Here is a 22,269-nt window from a genome sequence, read left to right on the forward strand (position 1 = left end):
TAATATCATGCTTTTTGACTGTTATGATTTTGCTTTCTTGTTATCAGGCTTCATTTCTTGTATAATATATAAATAATACCTATAGTATTCATAAGAGGTAAAATTATGGCATTATATAGAAATGTTACGGATAGAGGCGTAAAAAAGCCCTTAGACATAACGGGGCATATCCAGAATAAAATGCTAAAAAAGAATATAGGTGATTTAAGACGATTAGGAGCAGATATCTCAAATTCCAGATTTAAAGATATGGATATAGGCTCCGATAAAGTCATGCAACAATATATAAAAGAGCTAGTGACATTTCTTGAAAGCTACGATTTTTCAAGGCTTGATCAAAGACTGGCCAATGTGCAATTTAGCGCGGCACTAAATACAGCCAAAGAAATGGATGAAAAAGCGAAGGAACTTGGCATCAATCCTATATCAAAGCTACTGGGGGATATTATTAAAGACGTGAAAAAAAGAGATGATTCCTCAGCAAGACAAGAACTATCTTTAATTAATAAGAAGCGTAATGCTATCTTAGTTAAATTAGGTAGAAATAAAATTTAACATAGATTATTTCTGCAAGAGTAGAAAACTAGAAAGACAATTAATTTCAAGGAGGCATTTAATGGACAAGATTTTACAAAAAATCAAGACAGTAATTAACGAAATAATTTTGTTGTCTATTGCGTTAATAGTTGTGGGGGTATACTTAATTATTGAGCCTATGGGAGCTCAGATTGTTATCTGTAGAATATTTGGCGCACTATTTTTAGTATGGGGAGTGCTAAGAGTAATTACTTACTTTAGAACAGATAAATCAGTAATTTTTGCATCCTTTGGTTTGGTGCAGGGCTTAACACTTATTTTCTTAGGACTATTTTTTATCATAAATCCTGTGGAAATAGCAGCATTTTTTGGTATAATTCTTTCTATAGTTGTTATGATTAATGGTGTGTTAATGATTCAATATGCAATAGAATTAAAAAGACTAAATTCCCCTTCTTGGTGGCTTGAAATTCTCTCAGGAATTTTAATGCTAGTTTTAGGGGTAGTAGCCTTAGTTAATCCTTTTGCAACAAGTGCAACACTTATGGTATTCATTGGTGTTATCTTAATTTATGAGGGCATTGTAAATCTAGTTTCAGTCCTTAGAATCACATCCATTGCAAAGCAAGTAGAATACGAAGTAAAGGATGCAGTTAATAAGGTTAAGGATGAATTTAGACCAAACTAGGAAGGGCTCGCGAGCGAGTCTTGACATTCATTAGAAATTTTATTAACTAGAAAAGATATGGCAAAGAAATATTACGCAGTAAAGGCAGGCAGAAAGCCTGGAATTTATGAAAGTTGGGATGAATGTAAGGCCTTGGTTACAGGCTTTAAGGGAGCAATATATAAGAGCTTTACAAGTCTAGAGGAGGCAAAGGCCTTTATGGAGATAGGCTACGAGACAGCGACAGGCACTAAAGCCCCTAGCTCTAATAAGGCTAATAATGAAAATGTCACAAGTTCCGAGACTATTGATGACAATTACGCCTTCGTGGATGGCTCTTTTAATATTGCCACTGGAGTTTATGGCTATGGTGGATTTTTAATAGTAGGCAAGGAAAAGTATGTATTACAAGGATCAGGAAGCGATAAAGAGATGGCTTCAATGCGAAATGTATCAGGAGAAATCCTAGGTAGTATGGCAGCTATTAAGAAAGCTATAGAACTTGGACTTTCAGAAGTCTACATTTATTTTGACTATATGGGAATTAGAGCCTGGGCTCTTGGAGAGTGGAAGAGAAACAAGACCGGCACAATTAAATATTACGACTATATTCAATCGGTAAAAGATAAGATAGATATACATTTTATCAAGGTTAAAGGCCATTCCGGAGTGGAAGGCAATGAAGAAGCCGATAGACTAGCAAAAGCAGCAGTGGGAATCCAATAGGATTCCCATTTTTTTTACTCTCATTAAAATTTTTTTTTACACACTTAACAGTTTTTCTTTACAACTGTCTTGTCAGTTGTAAAGTTTAGTGGTATAGTCATAACAACGTTTAAAAAACGTTAAGGTTATTAGCAGATTAAACGGGGCTTTAGGTATAGTTATTAGGAAACCTAACTAATAACTATACTGACAAGCAAGAAAGGACTGCGGATGGGAGATTTATGTCAATAGTAGATGATATTTTAAAGCTTAAAGAGGAAAAGAACGCCGTAATTTTAGCTCACTATTATGTAGACGAGGAAATTCAAGAGATAGCTGATTACGTTGGCGATTCATTTTACTTAAGCAAGGTAGCAACTAAGGTAGACCAGGATAGAATAATCTTTGCAGGTGTAGAGTTCATGGGTGAAAGTGCTAAGATTTTAAATCCTAACAAGAGAGTCTTTATGCCAGATGCATCAGCGGACTGTCCAATGGCTCACATGGCTACTAAGGAAGAGATTTTAAAGATGAGAGATGAGTACGATGATCTAGCTGTAGTCTGTTACATCAATTCAACAGCAGAACTAAAGACATATTCTGATGTCTGTGTCACATCTTCTAATGCCGTAAAGATTGTTAAGAGCTTGCCTAATAAGAACATTTTCTTTATTCCAGATCAGAACCTAGGTCGTTTCGTGGCTGAGCAGGTTCCAGAAAAGAATGTAATTCTTAATAATGGTTTTTGCCCAAGACATGTAGACATTACTAAGGAACATGTATTAGCTGCTAAGAAGGCACATCCTAATGCAAAGCTTGCAGCACATCCAGAATGTACAAAGGATGTTCTTGATGAGGCAGATTATATTGGAGCTACATCAGGAATCATTAATTATGTAGTTAATTCTGATGAGGAAGAATTCCTTATTGGAACAGTTGATGGTGTACTTGCAGAAATCAAGAAGAAGGCACCTGATAAGAAGTTATATTTATTAAAGCCAGATCAGATTTGTATCAATATGAAGAAAGTCACTCTTGAGAAGGTTTTAGCCTGTCTAGAAGAGGACTGTAACGAAGTCTTTGTAGATGATGAAACAAGACTTAAGGCCTTAGTTCCACTTGAGCGCATGCTTGAACTTGCAGCCAAGTAGGAGCTAATAAAAGAAAGGGGTATATTTATGGAGAACAAGACAGATATTTTAATCGTCGGATGTGGATGTTCAGGACTATATGCAGCCCTTAATTTACCAGCGAGCAAAAAGATTACAATTATTACTAAGTCCGACCTAGAAAGCTCAGATTCCTTCCTAGCTCAAGGTGGAATGTGCATGTTAAAGGACAAGTCGGATTACGAATCATTTTTTGAGGACACCCTAAAAGCTGGTCATTATGAAAATGATAAGAAGTCGGTAGAAATCATGATTAAGTCATCACCTGAGGTCGTAGAGGACCTACTAGAATATGGTGCAGACTTTAATAAGGATGAGAAGGGAGACCTTGCCTACACTAAGGAAGGCGCTCACTCTACTAACAGAATCATTTATCATAAGGATGTAACAGGTAAAGAAATTACATCAACACTTTTAAGAAAAGTTCAGACATTGCCAAATGTTACATTTTATGAAAATACAAGAATGCTTGATATTATTGAAAAAGATCAGGTATGTGTTGGCGCAGTAGTTAAGGACGCTAATGGGAAACTTGTAAAGGTTGAGGCAGAGACAGTAATTCTTGCCACAGGCGGAATTGGTGGAATCTATAAGCACTCAACAAACTTTAAGCACCTTACAGGAGATTCTCTTGCAATTGCCCTTAAACATGGCATCGAATTAAAGAATATTAATTACGTGCAGATTCATCCAACAACCTTTTATTCAAAGGATGACAAGGAAAGAAGCTTCCTAATTTCAGAATCTGTAAGAGGTGAGGGCGCCCTTCTTTATGATAAGAATGGCAATCGTTTTGTAAATGAATTGCTACCTCGTGACCTTTTAACAGAGGAAATTAAAAAGCAGATGGCAAAGGATAAAACTGAATTCGTTTGGGAAGACCTACGTACAATTCCTAAAAAAGAGCTAGAGGAACATTTTCCTAATATTATTGCTCACTGCAAGGAAGCAGGCTATGACGTATTTAAGGAGCCAATTCCAGTAGTTCCAGCTCAGCATTATTTCATGGGTGGAATTAAGGTTAACTATGAATCTAAGACTAATTTTGAAAATCTATACGCTGTAGGCGAGACAGCTTGCAACGGCGTACATGGTAGAAATAGACTAGCTAGTAACTCATTACTTGAAAGTCTTGTATTTGCAAAAAGAGCAGCCCTTGATATGACAAACAAGGAGCTTGATTCTAAGGCAAGTCTTATTGTAAATAACGCAGATAAGATTATTGCTGAGGTGGATTTAGATAAGTATAAGGACGAAGAGGCTCTAAATGAGACTTACAAGAAACTAGTTAAAGATAAGATAGATGAGGAAAATAGAATTTATAAGGCTTTAAGAGCTTAGAATGGGAGATTATTTATGTTTGATGAAGTAACATTAAGACTTAACGTTGATCCTTTAATTTTAGGAGCGTTAAAGGAAGATATTACAAGTGAAGACGTTACAACTAATAGTGTAATGCCAACAAAGAAGCAGGGTAGCGTAGATTTAATTGCCAAGGAAGAGGGCGTTATTTGCGGCCTTCAGGTTTTTGAAAGAACCTTTAAATTACTTGACCCTGAAACAGTAGTTAGCTTTAGCGTAGAGGATGGCGACAAGGTAACTAAGGGACAAAAGATCGGCCAGGTTGATGGCGATATTAGAGTTTTACTTTGCGGCGAGAGAACAGCCCTTAACTATTTACAGAGAATGAGTGGTATTGCAACTTATACTAATAGCGTGGCTTCGCTACTTAAAGGTACTAAGACAAAGTTACTTGATACAAGAAAGACAAGCCCTAACAATAGAATTTTTGAAAAATATTCTGTAAGAGTTGGCGGCGGTAATAACCACAGATACAACCTAACAGATGGTGTTTTACTTAAGGATAATCACATTGGGGCAGCAGGCGGCGTAAAGGAAGCAATCCTTGCAGCTAAGGAATACGCTCCATTTGTAAGAAAGATTGAAGTTGAAGTTGAAAATCTTGACATGGTTAAGGAAGCTATTGAAGCTGGCGCAGACATTATCATGCTTGATAATATGAGCCATGAAGATATGGAAAAGGCCATGAAGATTATTGATAAGAAGGCAGAGGTTGAGGTTTCTGGAAATGTAACAAAGGAAAACATTGAAAGACTTACAGACCTTGGGGTAGACTTCATTTCAAGTGGTGCCCTTACTCACTCAGCACCAATTATGGATTTATCTTTAAAGAATCTTCATCCAACAGAGTAATATCTAGAAAATGAGCTAGACTTTAGAAAAAGTCTTAACCTTATAATTAGCCTTGTTGAAGATTTTGGGATAATTAATTATAATTATTCTATAATAGGATTTAGAAAGGATTAGCCAGATGAATGGTGAAGATAGAAGAAAAGGTATTGTTGATATTTTAAAAAAATCAGATAAGCCTATGTCTGGTGAAGCTTTGGCTAGAAAATTCGATGTAAGTAGACAGGTCATAGTTCAAGATATTGCCTTGATTAGAGCTAAGAACATTGATATCTATTCCACTAATAGAGGATACGTAATTAGTGCTAAGAATGAGGAATTTTCTAGGGTATTTAAAGTTTATCATACCGATGATGATGTGGAGACAGAGCTTAATGCAATCGTGGATTTAGGCGGATGGGTTAAGGATATCTTCGTATATCATAGAGTTTACGGCGTTTTAAAGGCCGATATGAATATTCATTCAAGACGTGATATAAAGGAATATATGGAAGAGATTAAAAGCGGTAAAAGCACCTTGCTTATGCATATAACTTCCGGATATCACTACCATACAATTGTAGCATCAGATGAAAAGACTTTAGAATATATATGGGATGAGCTTCAAAGATTAGGATTTATAGCCAAACTACAGGATTATGAGCCAGTAGATTTTTGGAGTAAAGAAGAAACAACAATATAGGACTAAGAACATTAAAGAATATGGACTAGGAAACTATTCGTAAAAAATAGTTTTCTAGTTCTTTTTTTAGTATATAATATAATTTACGAACTGGTAAGATTTTTCTTACTAGCTTTGGAGCGGAAAATTAAATCCGCTCTTATTTTATTGAAGGAGATTTATATGAAGAAAGCAAGAATTATTCGAAGAGTCTTAATAAGCGTTTTGCTTGTTATAGCGGTATTGTTTACAACTTTTTTTGTCTACACAGCCGATTATTATAAGGCCAGTGAAAATGTGGACACTAGCTTAGAATCAGATGATGACGTAAATGTATATATGCTTGATAGTAACGATATGGTATTTAGTCCCACAGGAGATGTAAAGGCAGGAATTATCTTTTATCCTGGAGGAAAGGTAGAGTACACTTCCTATGCACCATTACTTCATGAATTAGCTAGTGAAGGGGTTTTATGCATTTTAGTAAAGATGCCAAGAAACTTAGCTATTCTTGGAACTAACAGGGCGGATGGCCTTAAGGAGAATTTTCCAGAAATAACAGATTGGTATATGGCAGGCCACTCTCTTGGGGGAGCTTGTGCTTCTATGTATATAAGTAAACATAGCAGTGAGTACACAGGCCTTATCCTACTTGCAGCTTATTCCACTAAGGATTTGTCTAAAACCAATATAAATGTATTGTCAATTTATGGATCTGAGGATGGTGTACTAAAAAAAGATTCTTATGAGAAAAATAAGTCAAATCTGCCTGACAACTGGGTTGAAGAGGTCATACAAGGTGGATGCCATTCATTTTTTGGAAGTTATGGCTTGCAAGATGGCGACGGAAACGCTACTATATCTAACAAGGATCAAATTGATATAACAACAGGTTTTATAATTAATTTCATATCCGAACAAAGCTAATTGGAGGACGTTTACTTATGGAGAAAAGAAAAACTTTTGGTGGGTCAATAGGATTTGTATTGGCCGCAGCTGGAAGCGCAGTTGGTCTTGGAAATATTTGGAGATTTCCATACCTAGCAGCAAGAGATGGAGGAGGACTATTCCTTGTTGTATATATTGTGCTTGCACTTACCTTCGGATTCACCTTAGTAACCGCTGAAATTGCAATAGGAAGGAAAACTAAGCAAAGCCCCCTAACAGCATATGGTGTATTGAATAAGAAGTGGACATGGCTTGGATGGTTATCAAGCATCGTGCCTTTTATCATATTACCTTATTATTGTGTAATTGGTGGATGGGTATTAAAGTACCTAATTGCATTCATAACAGGACATGGCGTTGATGCAGCTACAGAAGGTTATTTTACTGATTTTATCACTAGTAAAACAGAACCAATCGTTATGATGTTTATATTCTTATTATTAGTTTGTATTGTAATTTACTTAGGCGTAAATAAAGGTATTGAATCCTTTTCAAAGATTATTATGCCAATATTACTTGTATTAGTTGTGGGAATTGCTATATTTTCATTAACAATTAGTAAGACAGATGACAGCGGCGTAGTAAGAACTGGTGTACAGGGATTAAAATATTACGTAATTCCTAACTTAGATGGAATAACAATCAAGAAGTTCTTTACAGTAGTAATGGATGCTATGGGACAGTTATTCTATTCGTTATCAGTAGCTATGGGTATCTTAATTGCCTATGGTTCATATGTAAGAGATGATGCTAACTTACCAAAGTCAATTAACCAGATTGAAATCTTTGATACAGTAGTAGCTTTCCTTGCAGGTGTTATGATTATTCCTGCAGTTTATGTATTTTCAGGAACAGAGGGTATGTCTTCAGGACCATCCCTTATGTTTGTAGCATTACCTAAGATTTTCGCATCAATGGGTAAGATTGGAAATCTAATCGGTGTCGTATTCTTTGCAATGGTACTCTTTGCAGCCATAACAAGTGCTATGTCAGTACTTGAGGCTATTGTATCTGGCATGATTGATAGCGATAAGAACTATAATAGAGGTCAGGCAGTTATTATTGAATTCTTTATTGCATTCATTCTTGCTTGCCTTGTATGCTTTGGTTACAACGACCTATACTTTGAATTCAAGCTTCCAAACGGAGCAGTAGGTCAGATTCTAGATATTATGGATTACATTAGTAACAGTATCTTAATGCCAATAGCAGCTATTGCTACATGTATCTTAGTAGGCTGGGTAATTAAGCCAAAAGCTATTATTGAAGAAGTAGAAAAAAGTGGAGATAAGATGGGCAGAAAGGGCTTATTCACAATTATGATTAAGTATATAGCTCCAGTTTGTCTATTTATCCTATTACTTATGAGCCTTGGTGTTTTTTAATATTAAATAAAAAGGAAATTAAAGGAGTGAGTTATGAGGGATGACCTTATGGCTCACTCCTTTTTAAGAGATAAAAATTTGACACTAAAGGTAAAATTTGCTACAATGTTGCGCGTATGAGAAGTAACCCTTTTCATGCAAATATGACCACTTTTTAAAACTAATTTAAAAAGTTAAGCCTAACGGACAGGCGGGTCGGTTGCCGGTGTGGTAAACCCACGTTATTGATTGAGCAAAAGCTCTGTTTTTTAAGTTGATTACTTTATAATCGGTGCTAATTAGCACATCATCTTGTTAAACGGTCAATAAAGAGTAACGCGTATTTGCATGTAATGCTATAGGAATTCTCTACATTTTATAACAGACTGATAACGAGACGATTGTGCGTATGTGCGATTGTCTCGTTTTTTAGTGACTAAAACTGTGCAGCAGCACGCTTTGCATGCTAGCATGCAAAAGCGATGCTATTGCACAGTCAAACAGAAATGAGCAAGTAGACGCAAGGCGTCGGATTGCGAATTTCTGCAGCATCATGAAAGTGCGAAGCACGAAATGATGCGTAGGTCACTAAATAGTAGAGGGATGTGCCCAAACAAGCAGCGACAAGGCAAGGCCGGAGTCGCGTCCGGCTAAAACAGCCAGCTGCAAGGCGAAGCCACTTGCAGCGTCATAAAAGAAGAAAGCCAAGCGGCTACGCCAAACAAGCAGCGACAAGGCAAAGCCGGAGTCGCGTCCGGCCAAAAAAACCAGCTGCAAGGCGAAGCCACTTGCAGCGTCCGGACCCCAAAATCCCTCCGGCTTTGCAGCGTCCGATAGCACAACTTAAAAAACAGAAATTATAAAGAGGAGGCAAGTACTATGCTAGATCAGACAAGAGCTCCTATATACGAGGCATTAGAAAAATTAAGACGACAAAGAGTAGTTCCCTTTGATGTTCCTGGGCATAAACGAGGAAGAGGTAACCCAGAACTAGTAGAATTACTTGGTGAGCGTTGTGTTGGAATAGATGTAAACTCTATGAAGCCACTAGATAACCTAAGTCATCCAATCTCTGTAATCAAAGATGCGGAAGACCTTACAGCTAGTGCTTTTGGGGCAGAGAATGCATTTTTAATGGTAGGTGGAACAACTTCAGCTGTGCAGGCTATGATTCTTTCAGTCTGTAAGCGAGGTGATAAGATCATCTTACCAAGAAACGTACATAAGAGCGCAATTAATGCATTAGTACTTTGCGGCGCGATTCCAGTATATGTAAACCCTGAGGTTAATAAGGATTTAGGCATCTCTCTTGGAATGGAAGTTTCAAGTGTGGAGGAGGCCATAAGACAGAATCCTGACGCAGTGGCAGTACTTGTTAATAACCCAACTTATTACGGTATTTGCTCAGATATTAAATCTATAGTTAAGATTGCTCACGAAGCAGGAATGAAGGTGCTTGCCGATGAAGCTCACGGTACACATCTATATTTCCAGCCTGACCTACCAATTTCAGGTATGGCAGCAGGAGCTGATATGTCAGCAATTTCCATGCATAAGTCAGGAGGAAGCTTAACTCAGAGTTCAATTTTACTTACTAATAAAGGAGTTAATGCAGACTATGTAAGACAGATTATTAATCTAACACAGTCTACATCCGCTTCATATTTATTACTATCAAGCCTCGATATTTCTCGTAGAAATTTAGCCCTTCGCGGGGAGAAATCATTTTCAAAGGTAATGGAAATGGCCGAATATGCAAGAAAGGAAATCAATAGCATTGGTGGCTATTATGCCTATGGTAAGGAATTAGTTAACGGTACTAGCGTATATGATTACGATGTAACAAAGTTATCAATTCACACATTAGGTATTGGACTTGCAGGTATTGAGGTGTATGATTTACTTAGAGACGAGTACGATATTCAGATAGAATTTGGCGATGTAAGTAACATTTTAGCTTATATCTCCATTGGCGATAGATTACAAGATATTGAAAGACTTGTTGGTGCCCTTGCAGATATTGCAAGAATTTATAAGAAGGACAAGACTGGTATGCTAACAGGCGAGTTTATTAGCCCAGTGGTTGCTAAGTCACCTCAGGAAGCCTTCTATGCCAACAAGATATCTCTTCCACTTAGGGAAACTAAGGGAAGAATTTCTGGTGAAAATGTAATGTGTTACCCACCAGGAATCCCAATCCTTGCACCTGGCGAGGAAATTACAGAAGAGATTATTGAGTATATCGAGTATGTAAAGGAAAAGGGATGTTCTATGCAAGGAACAGAAGATCCTGAAGTTAATAATTTAATGGTTTTGGTTTAGGAAGGTTTTAAGATATGGAAATGTGGTTTTCTGAACTTCACACATCTAATGTGAAGATATCAATGAGAATTGAAAAACAGCTATTTTCTGGAGTTTCAGATTGCCAAAGAATCGATGTATTGGTATCTGATGAATTTGGCAAGATTTTAGCACTTGATGGTGAGATACTTTTTTCAGAGAAGGATGAGTTTATCTATGATGAGATGGTAACCCATGTACCTATGTCGGTTCATCCAAATGTTAAAAAGGTTCTTATTATTGGTGGAGGCGATGGTGGTGTTGCCACATCTCTTACACAGTATGAAACAATTGAACAAATCGACGTTGTAGAGCCTGATGAGATGTTTGTGGAAGTTTGTAAGGAACATTTTCCTGAACTATCTAAAGGTTTAGAAGACGAAAGAGTTAATGTCTATATTCAGGATGCTCTTAGATTTTTAAGAAGCAAGTCAGATGAATATGACTTAATTATAAATGATGCAACAGACCCTTTTGGTTACACAGAAGGACTCTTCACTAAGGAATTTTATGGCAACTGCTATAAGGCCTTAAAGGAAGATGGTATAATGGTTTACCAGCACGGAAGTCCATTCTATGAGGAAGACAAAGAAGAATGTGTGAAAATGCATCGCAAGGCCTATAAGGCTTTTCCAATCAGCAGAGTTTATCAGGCACATATTCCAACATGTCCATCCGGTTATTGGTTATTTGGATTTGCATCTAAAAAATATCATCCAATTAATAACTTTAAACCAGCAGAATGGAAGAAGCTTGGTATCAAGACACGTTACTACACAACCAATCTACATAAAGGCGCATTTATGCTTCCAAAATATGTAGAGGATATGCTTGAAGAAGAAGAGAGAGACTAATTTTAAGGAGGATTAATAATGAGCCGTTTATTAATTATTGGCTGCGGTGGCGTAGCGCAGGTTGCTATTACAAAGTGTTGTCAGAATAGCGAAGTATTTACAGAGATTTGTATTGCCTCAAGAACAGTATCTAAGTGTGAGGCTTTAAAGGAAAAGTTAGAAAAGAATACAACTACAAAGATTACAACTGCTAAGGTAGATGCAGATAATGTAGATGAATTAGTAGCTTTAATTGAAAGCTATAAGCCAGAGGCTGTACTTAACCTTGCCCTTCCATACCAGGATTTAACTATTATGGATGCTTGTCTTAAGACAAAGGTAAACTATATTGATACAGCTAACTACGAACCAGAGGATACAGAAGATCCTGAGTGGAAGGCTATTTATGAAAAGAGATGTAAGGAAGCAGGATTTTCTGCTTACTTTGATTATTCATGGCAGTGGGCATATCAGGATAGATTCAAGGAAGCTAATATCTTAGGCCTTCTTGGTACTGGTTTTGACCCAGGTGTTACATCAGTATTTACAGCTTATGCTAAGAAGCACTACTTCGATACAATCGAAAGTGTAGATATCCTTGACTGTAACGGTGGTGACCACGGTTATCCATTTGCTACAAACTTTAACCCAGAAATCAACCTAAGAGAAGTTTCAGCTCCAGGTTCTTACTGGGAAGATGGACATTGGGTAGAAATCCCAGCTATGTCTATTAAGAGAGAATACGATTTCCCAGAAGTTGGTATGAAGGACATGTATTTACTTCACCACGAAGAAATCGAATCTCTTGCAAAGAACTATCCAGAGATTAAGAGAATTAGATTCTTTATGACATTTGGTCAAAGCTACCTTACACATATGAAGTGTTTGGAAAATGTTGGCATGTTAAGAACAGATCCTGTTAATATTAACGGTGTTGATATTGTTCCAATTCAGTTCTTAAAGGAATTATTACCAGACCCTGCAACTCTTGGCCCAAGAACAGTAGGTAAGACAAATATCGGCTGTATCTTTAAGGGTAAGAAGGATGGTAAGGATAAGACAATTTATATCTATAATGTATGTGACCATCAGGAATGCTACAAGGAAGTAGGCTCACAGGCTATTTCTTATACAACAGGTGTACCAGCTATGATTGGTGCTATGATGGTGGTAACAGGTAAGTGGAATGGAACAGGTGTATTTAACGTAGAAGAATTTGATCCAGATCCATACATGGAAGCACTTAATAAGTGGGGCTTACCATGGGTTGTTGATGAGAATCCAGCTATTGTAGAATAATAATAAAACTAATTGGAAACTAGTAGCGTCACTAGGCGGGCGTTACTAGTTTTTTTAGAAGGGAGTAAGAAATGAATATAAGAGACTTAAAAACTCCAGCTTACGTAATAGATGAGAATAAATTAGAGGAAAATTTAAAAGTGCTTGAAAGCGTTGAAAAGGCAGCAGGATGTAAGATTTTACTTGCACAAAAAGCCTTCTCAAACTTTTACACCTACCCTTTAATTTCAAAATATATTAGTGGAACTACAGCTAGTGGCCTATATGAGGCCCGCCTTGGAAAGGAAGAGATGGGAAAGGAAAATCATGTCTTTGCTCCAGCCTTTAAGGATGAAGACATGGAAGAGCTAGTTAAGATTTGTGATCACATAGTCTTTAACTCAATTTCTCAGCTAGAACACCATAGACCAGTTTGGCAAAAAGCAGGGGTTAGTGTAGGCTTAAGAATTAATCCTGAATTTTCTACACAGGGAGACCATGCAATATATGACCCATGCGCTCCAGGTTCTAGATTTGGCGTGACTTTAAAGAAATTAGAGGAAGCACTAGAAGCTAATCCAAGGCTACTAGATGGAGTTGAGGGAATACATTTTCATACTCTTTGTGAACAGGACTCAGATGACCTTGAGGCCACACTAGAAGTGGTTTTAGAGAAGTTTGATTTTGTCCTAAAGGGAAGAAAATGGATAAACTTTGGCGGTGGTCATCATATAACAAGAGAGGATTATGACATCGAGACTTTAATTAGATGCATAAATCAGGTGAAGGCTAGATATAACTGCGAAGTTTACCTTGAACCAGGAGAGGCTATTGCCCTTAATGCAGGTTACCTTGTAACCACTGTTCTTGATAAGGTGGATAACGGCATTGAGACACTAATCCTTGATGCATCGGCTGCTTGTCATATGCCAGATGTCCTTGAGATGCCTTATGTTCCACCCCTTAAAGATGCGCTTAAAGTGGAGGATACTGACCTTGATATTTGGACTATTAAGAAAATGTACAAAAATGGAATATCTCCAGTGAGAGCCATGGGTAAGCAAATCATGGAAGGTTATAGTCATGTCTATAGACTTTCAAGCTTTACCTGCCTTGCAGGAGACATTATTGGAGACTACTGCTTTAAGGATGAGATAAATATAGGTGATAAGCTGATCTTTGAGGATATGGCAATTTATTCTATGGTAAAGAATAATACCTTTAATGGCATACCTCTTCCAAGCATTGCCACTATGAAGGACGGAGATTGTAGAATAATTAAGGAATTTGGCTACGAAGACTTTAAGGGAAGATTAAGTTAAGAATTTTATGAAACTAAATTTTCCACAACTAAATAGATTATGATAAAATTAATATGCACGGTTTGTGCATATTAATTTTTTAATCCCATCACACATTTATGAGGTTGTAATGAGAATAGATAATAAAGCATGTATGGCAGAATATAGAATGCCTGCAGAATATAATAGACATAAGGCAACCATTATGATTTGGCCCGTTAGACCAGGCTCTTGGCCTAATGGTGGTGTAAAGGCTAAGGAAGTCTTTACTGAAATTGCAAGACATATTGCAAGACATGAAGAGCTTATAATGGTAGCAAGTAAGGAATATGAAGAAGAGGCTAAGTTTTATCTTTTATCTAAGGATAATGAGGCTGATTCTGATTTAATAAATAAGAACATTAAGATAGTAATTGCAGATACTAACGATGCTTGGGCTAGAGATACATCTCCAATTTTTGTAAAAAAGTTGGGAGACAACAAAGCTGTCCGTGGAGTTAACTTTACCTTTAATGCTTGGGGCGGGGACTATGATGGTTTGTATGCCCACTGGGAAGAGGATGATAAGCTAGCTATAAAGCTTTGCAATGAATTAGGATATGACTACTTTGATGCAGCCCCTTTCGTCTTAGAAGGTGGCTCAATTCATACAGATGGTAAGGGTACTTTAATAGCGACAGAAAGCTGTTTGCTTAGCCCAGGTAGAAATCCAAAGCTATCTAAGCAGGAAATTGAAGAGGTCCTTAAAAAGACCCTTGGTATGAAGAAGATTATCTGGATTCCTTATGGAATTTATAATGATGAGACTAACGAGCATGTGGACAATGTCTGTGCCTTTACCTCAGAAGCTAATCTAGTTTTAGCTTGGACTGATAAAGAAGACGACCCACAGTATGCAATGTCTATGGCGGATTTAAAGGTTTTGGAAAATGAGACCGATTGCGATGGGCTTCCTCTAAAGGTTCATAAGTTATATATCCCAGATATTCCTGTAACTATTAAGGAAGAGGATTTATTAGGTTATGAATTTGAAGAGGGTGAGGATGAAAGAGAGTTAGGCGAAAGATTAGCAGCAAGCTATGCTAACTTTTATATTGCCAATGGAATCGCTCTAGTTCCTCAGTTTAACGATAAGAAAGATGCAGATGCAATCGCTCTTTTACAGGCATTAATGCCTGATAGAAAAGTAATAGGAATCTATGCAAGAGATATTATTGTAGGTGGTGGCAACATCCACTGTATTACAATGCAGATTCCAGAATAGAGGGGTTTGCCCTAATATTTAGAAAGGTGCGTAAAGACGCAAAAAAGATATGAATAAGTATAGTAAATTTAAAGTGGCATATTGTTTAAACATTTGCCTAGTTGTATTGGGAATTGTAGGTTTAATCGTTAGTATACATAGTAACGGACTTGGATTATTTTCATATTACACACAGGATAGTAACATCCTTGGTTTACTTTCAAGTTTGTGCTTTGTAATCACAGGCTATGAAGGCTTTAAGAGTGGTGAAGTAAAGACAAATAACTTCGTTTCTAAGTTTAGATTTATGGCTACATCATGTATGTGCCTTACTTTCTTAGTAGTTGTATTTGTTTTAATTCCACTTGCAGGATTTAAGTGGACAGGCTGGTATTTATTTGGTGGTGCTAACCTTTACTACCACACACTTTGCCCAATCATTAGCTTTATAAGCTTTACATTCTTTGAGGATGTAGTGAACTTAAGATTTGTAAATACAGCAATTAATTTTATCCCAACTGTAATTTATGCAGCAGTAACAATTACACTAAATGCCCTTAATGTTATGTATGGACCATATCCATTCTTAAAGGTGCATGAACAGTCAGTACTTGCTTCAGTAATTTGGTTTATTGTTATTGTAGGCGGTTCATGGGGATTATCGATTTTAGTTTACATTTTAAAAAAGAAGAATTTAAAGGCAGCGTAAATTAAATTCTAAAGGAGATTTATGAATAAAAGAGAAGTAAAGGTGGCAGCAGTTCAGTTTGCCTGTACAAGAAATGTTGATGAAAATATAGCTACAGCCGATAAGTACGTGCGAGAAGCCGCTAAGGCAGGGGCAAATATTGTCCTTATTCCTGAACTTTTTGAAAGACAGTATTTTTGTCAGGAGAGAAGATACGATTATTATGACTTTGCTACAAGCATAGAGGATAATAAGGCAGTGAATCACTTTATAGAACTTGCTAAGGAATTATCAGTTGTAGTAATTGTAAGTGTTTATGAAAAGGATATAACAAGATTATTTAATAGCGTGGTAGTTATTGATGCTGATGGAACTAATCTTGGAACCTATAGAAAGACTCATATCCCAGATGATCACTATTATCAGGAAAAATTCTATTTCACACCAGGAGACACAGGCTTTATGGCCTTTGAAACTAAATTTGCAAAGATAGGTGTGGGAATTTGTTGGGATCAGTGGTTCCCAGAGACTGCTCGTTCTATGGCACTTCTTGGGGCAGAACTTTTATTTTACCCAACAGCCATTGGTAGTGAGCCAATCTTAGAGCTAGATAGTATGCCACACTGGAGAAGAGTTATGCAGGGCCACTCAGCAGCTAATTTAATGCCGGTTATTGCAGCTAATAGAATTGGACGAGAGGACGTTACTGCAAGCGAAGCTAACGGAGGCCAGACATCAAGCCTTAACTTCTATGGTTCATCCTTTATTACTGATAACACAGGTGAAATTGTTGAGGAGCTTGGAAGAGACGTGGAAGGTGTAATCTGCCACAGCTTTGATTTAGACGAGTTAGAAAAGGATAGAATGTCATGGGGCCTATTTAGAGATAGAAGACCAGACATGTATAAAATAATATCAGAAAAGTAGGAATAGAATATGAAGAAGCTTACGATTGGAATGCTTGCCCATGTAGATGCTGGAAAAACCACACTTTCAGAGGCCATTCTTTTTAAAACAGGAGTTATACGTAAGCTTGGTAGAGTTGATAATGGTGATGCCTTTCTTGACACGGACGAAGTGGAAAAGAATAGGGGTATCACCATTTATTCAAAAGAAGCCAAGTTTAACTATAAGGACCTTGAAGTCAATTTAATAGATACCCCAGGACATGTGGATTTTAGTGCAGAGATGGAAAGAAACCTCTGGGCCTTAGATATTGCAGTTATTGTAATAGACCAGGCAGACGGCGTTATGGGACATACAGAGACAGTATGGAATTTGCTATCTAAATATAAGATTCCTACTTTTATTTTTGTGAATAAAATGGACCAGGCAGGGGCTAGTAAAGAAAGAGTCTTAAAGATTTTACAGAATAGATTATCTACTAACTGCATTGATTTTAATAAAAAGGATATGGAGGAAATCTCCTTTGCATCAGATGAAAGTTTAGATGAATATTTGGAATCTGGGGAAGTTTCAAAAGAAACTATTGTGTCTGAAATTTACAAAAGACATCTCTTCCCAGTGCTTTTTGGTTCAGCATTAAAACTAGAGGGTGTAGAAGAATTACTGGATGCAATTAATGATTATAGTAAGGATGCTTATAGCGGCAAGGAAGAGCTAGACTTTGGCGCTAGAGTTGTAAAGATAACTAGAGAAAATAACGATAGATTGGTACATTTGAAATTAACTTCTGGTAGCCTTCAGGCAAAAGACATGATTGGCGAGGAGAAGGTAAATCAAATTAGAGTCTATAATGGTGATAAATTTAGCCCTGCAAAATCGGTATCTGCAGGAGATGTGTGCGCAATAGTGGGTCTTAATGAAGTAACTGCAGGCCAAGGTCTTGGTATTGAAAATCTAGCAAATACCGCAGTGATAGCACCAGTCCTTGAGTATAAGATGATTCTACCAAAGGATAAGGATCCGCTAGTTATGCTACCTCTCCTTAGACAGTTAGAAGAGGAGGAGCCAGCCCTAAATATTAGATGGAATGAAGAGTTTAGAGAAATCATTGTTAGTCTAATGGGTGCTGTGCAGCTTGAAATTCTAACAGGACTTATTAAGAAGAGATTTGGCGTAGAGGTTTCCTTTGGAACTGGTAGTGTGGTTTATAAAGAGACAATTAAGGGCAGCAGTTATGGTATTGGCCACTTTGAGCCTTTAAGACACTATGCAGAGGTACATTTAAAGCTAGAAGAAGGCGAGAGAGGTTCTGGTCTTGTATTTAAAGCTGAATGTAGCGAAGACTTACTTGATAAGAACTGGCAAAGACTGGTTTTGACACATTTGCAGGAAAGAAATCACAAAGGTGTCCTAATTCGCGCAAACATAACCGACATGGTTATAACTTTGGTAAATGGTAGAGCCCACCCTAAGCATACAGAAGGCGGTGACTTTAGACAGGCTACCTATAGAGCTATAAGACAGGGCCTTATGATGGCAGAGTCTGTGATTTTAGAGCCTTACTATGCTTACGAGATTAGGCTTGATAGAGCCTATATTGGTAGGGCTATGACAGATATTGAGAGAATGGGCGGTAGCTCTAATTTAATAGATAATGGAGATGAGTGCTTAATTCAGGGTGAGGCGCCAGTAGTAGCCATTGGAAATTATCAGGCTGAGCTTAATACTTACACTAAGGGTACGGGCCGCATTAGCCTTCAGATGGCAGGCTATAAGGAGTGCCACAATAGTGAGGAAGTAATTGAGGCTAAGGCTTATGACCCTGAAAGAGATACAAGAAACCCAGTAGATTCTGTATTTTGCGCTCATGGTTCAGGCTACACTGTGCCTTGGTTTGAGGTTAGAGACCACGCTCACTGTGAGATTATTGAAGAAAATGGACATACAACAGGAGATATATCACTTCGACCAATAAATGCTAAAGCTGCCTCAAGAACAGTGTCTGATGAGTGGATTGGAACGGAGGAAGTAGATAGAATTTTATCTGAAACCTACTACTCTAATAGTAAGTCAGATGCTGCTAAGGAAAGAAAGAGAAAGAAAAATGAAAATAATGGGGCAAGATATGTAACTGCCTGGGGAGACTCTTCTAAGGAGAGTTTGTATTCTGAGAAGTATGTAGGTAAGGACATGACCCTATACGGTAATAAGAACAAGGAAGGTGCAAAGAATTACCTACTTGTGGATGGTTATAATATTATTCATGCTTGGCCAGAACTTGATGAATTGCAAAAGACTAATTTTGACGGGGCAAGGGGTAGACTCCTTGATATTATGCAGCATTATCAGTCTCTAATTCATTCAGAGCTTATTGTGGTATTTGATGCCTATAAGGTAAAGGGCCACCAAGAAGAGTTTGTAGATCTTAATAACATTCATGTGGTTTACACTAAGGAAGCGGAAACTGCAGATCATTACATAGAAAAATTTGCCCATGAAAATGGCAGAAAAAGAAATGTAACAGTGGCAACCTCTGATGGAGTGGAACAGGTGATTATTAGAGGTCAGGGATGCATTTTAATGTCTGCAAGGGAATTGCTTGAAGATGTGGAGAAGAGAGAAGAGGAACTTCGAAAGAATTTCTTAAATAAACACTTCTAATATTGATAAAACTTTTTCAATGTATTAATCTTATAAAAGCGCAATTTTAAATTGCTTTGGCAATAAAGGAGAGATTTATGAGTAAGTTATGGGTTGTTGGAGATTCTACACTTAGTAGTTTTGAAGACAAGTATTATTATCCAAGATATGGATACGGAACAAAATTGGGAGAATACCTAAATGATAAGGTAGAAGTGGTAAATATTGCACTTTCAGGTAGAAGTTCTCTTTCCTTTACTAAAGAAGAAAATTACGAAACATTGATGAATAATATGGAGTCTGGAGATTTCCTACTTATGGGCTTTGGCCATAATGATGAGAAGGCTGAAGTAGACAGATTTAGAACTGCAGTGGGAGACTATAAGACAGAAGGAAGTTTTGCAAACTCACTATATATAAACTATATTGAACCTGCAAGAACAGCAGGAGTGGTGCCAATTCTTGCTACACCTATTGTTAGACGTAAGACTGAGGATAATTGGAGCAAGGTTTTGCTACATATCACTGAGGATAACGGTGATTTTAAGGGTGGCGACTATCCAGAGGCAGTAAGAAAGCTAGCTGCAGATACACATGTTGCCTTAGTTGATATGACAGAGATTACAAGAAAGTTTTATGAGGAGCTTGGAGTTGAGGAAACTGCTTATCTTCATGCTTGGTCTTGTAATAACATGGTAAGCGTAGATAACACTCACACTAATGTATGGGGGGCCTACGTCAATGCATTTTTTGTTATGAAGACTATTAAGGAGCTTGGAATTACTGGTCTTTCTGAAAATGTAATAGACCTAGCTAATTACATGCCATACCCTGCTAAGGAAAACTACCTTGAGGCTAATAAAGATTATAAGCCAGTAGAATTTAATTCTAACTTAGAAGCAAGTAAGCTCTTTAAGGATGTAGAAGGCTTTAAGGTATCAGCTTTTGGTGATATTTTAGCTCCTGCAGATAATAAGGACTTTAGTTGTGAGCTTGAAGAAAAGGATGGAAAGCCTGCTATTAGAATGGCAGTAAGAGAGAACAGAGGTAAGATTAGTATTGTAACAGATGGTATCTTATTTGCCTTTAAGCAGATTCCAGCAGCAACTAAATTTAAGCTAACAGCTGATATAACAGTTAATGACTATTTTAGTAATGACCAGGTTTCCTTTGGACTTATGGTAAGAGATGATGTCTATGTTGATATGGACACAGCTGACGTATTAGGAGATTATGTGGCAGCAGCTCCACTCTTCCTTACTAAGAAGGAAAATGCTACAAATTGCTTTGCAAGAAGAAGTAGCGAGCAGGTTCTTGGCTCAAAGCTTAAAAGAGAAATTAAGAAAGGTATGACAGTAAAGGCTTGCCTTTTTGCAACAGAAGATGGATATGGCGCAAGTTTTGATGATGGAGATGTTATAACTGGCGGCTTTGACTTTAAGCTTACAACAGTTGATCCTCGGCATGTATATCTTGGATTATTTGTAAGTAGAAACGCTGATGTTACATTTTCAAATATAAGCTTAGAAATGTAGAGAAACAGAGGAGGATACTATGAAGAAGTTATTATTGGTATTTAACCCTAATTCAGGAAAAGGACTTATTAAGAACAGCCTAATGCAGATAATTCAGATTCTATCAGAGGCAGACTACGAGGTAACTGTTTACCCTACAAAGAAGGCCAATGATGGATATGAGAAGGTATTAGAAGTTGGTGATAATTATGATGTCATTGTATGTAGCGGTGGCGATGGTACTTTAAATGAAGTAGTAGGGGCGATTTTACGTTTAGAGAATAAGCCTCAAATCGGATATATACCAAGTGGAAGTACTAATGATTTTGCTGCAAGTCTAAATATTGATAAGAACATGGTGCAGGCAGCTACTGCTATTGCTAATGGCAATATTTACCCTGTAGATATTGGACTAGTTTACACAGATGGAGAGTATGAGAGGTCCTTTAACTATGTTGCGGCCTTTGGCGCATTTACACAGGTAAGCTATAATACTCCACAGGAGTTAAAAAACGTGTTAGGTCATCAGGCCTACGTCTTTTCTGGCGCAAAGGAATTACTTAATTTAAAGCCACAATACATGCAGGTTTCAGGTATTGATGAGAATGGAAATGAATTTAATATAGAAGGAAATTTCCTATACGGCATGGTAAGTAATACTCAGTCAGTAGGTGGCATGAAGGGCATTATTGGTAACACAGTGGATTTACAGGATGGAATTTTTGAGGTTCTACTTGTAAAGGAAATTAAGACACCACTAGATGCACAAGAACTACTTGGCGCCTATATTACACAGGATTATGACAAGTGTAAGATGGTACACAATCTAAAGACTAGCCATATTAGCTTTAAATCGGATGTGGACGTAGATTGGACCTTTGATGGGGAATATGGCGGAGCAAGAAAAGAAGTAACCTATAAGGTTATGGAAGCTGCTGTAGACTTCTTAATTTAAAATAGTATATGCTTTATAAAATTAAGTAAATTAGGCAAAAACACCTTACACTTAATTTTCTTAAGCAGACATTTTGAAAACTAAGTTAATAATTTAAAGCGAAAAACTTCTACAAAAGTAAATTGTTGGAATTGTATCTTAATATTATTTTGAAAAAATTTAAAGATAGCCCTAAAAAGCCACTTTTTAATAATTTAAAGTGCTTTTGGGGCTATTTTTTTATGAAATTTCACACAATTTAGACACAATTCGTTACAACTAACTAGACTAATCCTTTTGAAAATGTGTATTTATCGGGAATAAATTGTC

19 protein-coding genes are annotated in these 22,269 nt (G+C 37.1%); all 19 read left to right on the plus strand.

All coding sequences use genetic code 11. The features are described from left to right. The first annotated feature begins 105 nt into the window (after positions 1 to 105). Positions 106 to 555: a hypothetical protein gene (locus BLQ66_RS08365; protein WP_027432206.1), complete on the plus strand. Its 450-nt coding sequence runs from the start codon at positions 106 to 108 to the stop codon at positions 553 to 555. Between the two features lie 61 nt (positions 556 to 616). After that, on the plus strand, positions 617 to 1,225 hold the full coding sequence (locus BLQ66_RS08370; protein WP_074521761.1) for an HdeD family acid-resistance protein: 609 nt from the start codon (positions 617 to 619) through the stop codon (positions 1,223 to 1,225). Positions 1,226 to 1,282: 57 nt separating this feature from the next. Beyond that, a complete protein-coding gene (locus BLQ66_RS08375) occupies positions 1,283 to 1,930 on the plus strand; it encodes a ribonuclease H1 domain-containing protein (RefSeq protein WP_074521762.1) in 648 nt (215 codons plus the stop codon). Between the two features lie 221 nt (positions 1,931 to 2,151). Beyond that, positions 2,152 to 3,060, plus strand: coding sequence for a quinolinate synthase NadA (nadA, locus tag BLQ66_RS08380; protein ID WP_074521763.1), 909 nt, complete (start codon positions 2,152 to 2,154; stop codon positions 3,058 to 3,060). Between the two features lie 27 nt (positions 3,061 to 3,087). Continuing rightward, a complete protein-coding gene (locus BLQ66_RS08385; RefSeq protein WP_074521764.1) occupies positions 3,088 to 4,419 on the plus strand; it encodes an L-aspartate oxidase in 1,332 nt (443 codons plus the stop codon). 15 nt (positions 4,420 to 4,434) lie between these two features. Next, entirely contained in the window at positions 4,435 to 5,292 is an 858-nt protein-coding gene (gene nadC / locus BLQ66_RS08390) for a carboxylating nicotinate-nucleotide diphosphorylase (protein ID WP_027432211.1), read from the plus strand. A 118-nt stretch (positions 5,293 to 5,410) separates the two neighbouring features. Continuing rightward, on the plus strand, positions 5,411 to 5,971 hold the full coding sequence (locus BLQ66_RS08395; protein WP_027432212.1) for a transcription repressor NadR: 561 nt from the start codon (positions 5,411 to 5,413) through the stop codon (positions 5,969 to 5,971). Between the two features lie 162 nt (positions 5,972 to 6,133). Beyond that, on the plus strand, positions 6,134 to 6,877 hold the full coding sequence (locus BLQ66_RS08400) for an alpha/beta hydrolase (RefSeq protein ID WP_074521765.1): 744 nt from the start codon (positions 6,134 to 6,136) through the stop codon (positions 6,875 to 6,877). 17 nt (positions 6,878 to 6,894) lie between these two features. Next, positions 6,895 to 8,283, plus strand: coding sequence for a sodium-dependent transporter (locus BLQ66_RS08405; RefSeq protein ID WP_074521766.1), 1,389 nt, complete (start codon positions 6,895 to 6,897; stop codon positions 8,281 to 8,283). An 858-nt stretch (positions 8,284 to 9,141) separates the two neighbouring features. After that, positions 9,142 to 10,584 carry an aminotransferase class I/II-fold pyridoxal phosphate-dependent enzyme gene (locus tag BLQ66_RS08410; RefSeq protein WP_027432215.1) on the plus strand — a complete coding sequence of 481 codons (1,443 nt, stop codon included), beginning with the start codon at positions 9,142 to 9,144 and terminating at the stop codon, positions 10,582 to 10,584. A 14-nt stretch (positions 10,585 to 10,598) separates the two neighbouring features. Further along, positions 10,599 to 11,456, plus strand: coding sequence for a polyamine aminopropyltransferase (gene speE / locus BLQ66_RS08415; protein WP_074521767.1), 858 nt, complete (start codon positions 10,599 to 10,601; stop codon positions 11,454 to 11,456). Between the two features lie 18 nt (positions 11,457 to 11,474). After that, the gene (locus BLQ66_RS08420; protein ID WP_074521768.1) at positions 11,475 to 12,734 is read left to right on the plus strand and encodes a saccharopine dehydrogenase family protein; all 1,260 of its coding nucleotides are present in this window, start codon (positions 11,475 to 11,477) and stop codon (positions 12,732 to 12,734) included. A 71-nt stretch (positions 12,735 to 12,805) separates the two neighbouring features. After that, complete coding sequence (gene nspC, locus BLQ66_RS08425) at positions 12,806 to 14,035, plus strand: carboxynorspermidine decarboxylase (protein ID WP_074521769.1); 1,230 nt, start codon at positions 12,806 to 12,808, stop codon at positions 14,033 to 14,035. A gap of 109 nt (positions 14,036 to 14,144) precedes the next feature. Then, on the plus strand, positions 14,145 to 15,278 hold the full coding sequence (gene aguA / locus BLQ66_RS08430) for an agmatine deiminase (RefSeq protein WP_074521770.1): 1,134 nt from the start codon (positions 14,145 to 14,147) through the stop codon (positions 15,276 to 15,278). A gap of 49 nt (positions 15,279 to 15,327) precedes the next feature. Next, positions 15,328 to 15,966 (plus strand): Pr6Pr family membrane protein, encoded by a 639-nt coding sequence (locus BLQ66_RS08435; protein WP_074521771.1) that lies wholly within the window; start codon positions 15,328 to 15,330, stop codon positions 15,964 to 15,966. A gap of 21 nt (positions 15,967 to 15,987) precedes the next feature. Beyond that, positions 15,988 to 16,872 carry an N-carbamoylputrescine amidase gene (aguB, locus tag BLQ66_RS08440; RefSeq protein ID WP_074521772.1) on the plus strand — a complete coding sequence of 295 codons (885 nt, stop codon included), beginning with the start codon at positions 15,988 to 15,990 and terminating at the stop codon, positions 16,870 to 16,872. Positions 16,873 to 16,881: 9 nt separating this feature from the next. Then, positions 16,882 to 19,512: a translation factor GTPase family protein gene (locus BLQ66_RS08445; protein WP_074521773.1), complete on the plus strand. Its 2,631-nt coding sequence runs from the start codon at positions 16,882 to 16,884 to the stop codon at positions 19,510 to 19,512. Positions 19,513 to 19,589: 77 nt separating this feature from the next. Next, a complete protein-coding gene (locus tag BLQ66_RS08450; protein ID WP_074521774.1) occupies positions 19,590 to 21,026 on the plus strand; it encodes an SGNH/GDSL hydrolase family protein in 1,437 nt (478 codons plus the stop codon). 19 nt (positions 21,027 to 21,045) lie between these two features. Beyond that, a complete protein-coding gene (locus BLQ66_RS08455; protein ID WP_074521775.1) occupies positions 21,046 to 21,960 on the plus strand; it encodes a diacylglycerol/lipid kinase family protein in 915 nt (304 codons plus the stop codon). The last annotated feature ends 309 nt before the right edge of the window (positions 21,961 to 22,269 follow it).

Source organism: Lachnospira pectinoschiza (genome assembly GCF_900103815.1).
GTDB classification, from domain to species: domain Bacteria; phylum Bacillota; class Clostridia; order Lachnospirales; family Lachnospiraceae; genus Lachnospira; species Lachnospira pectinoschiza_B.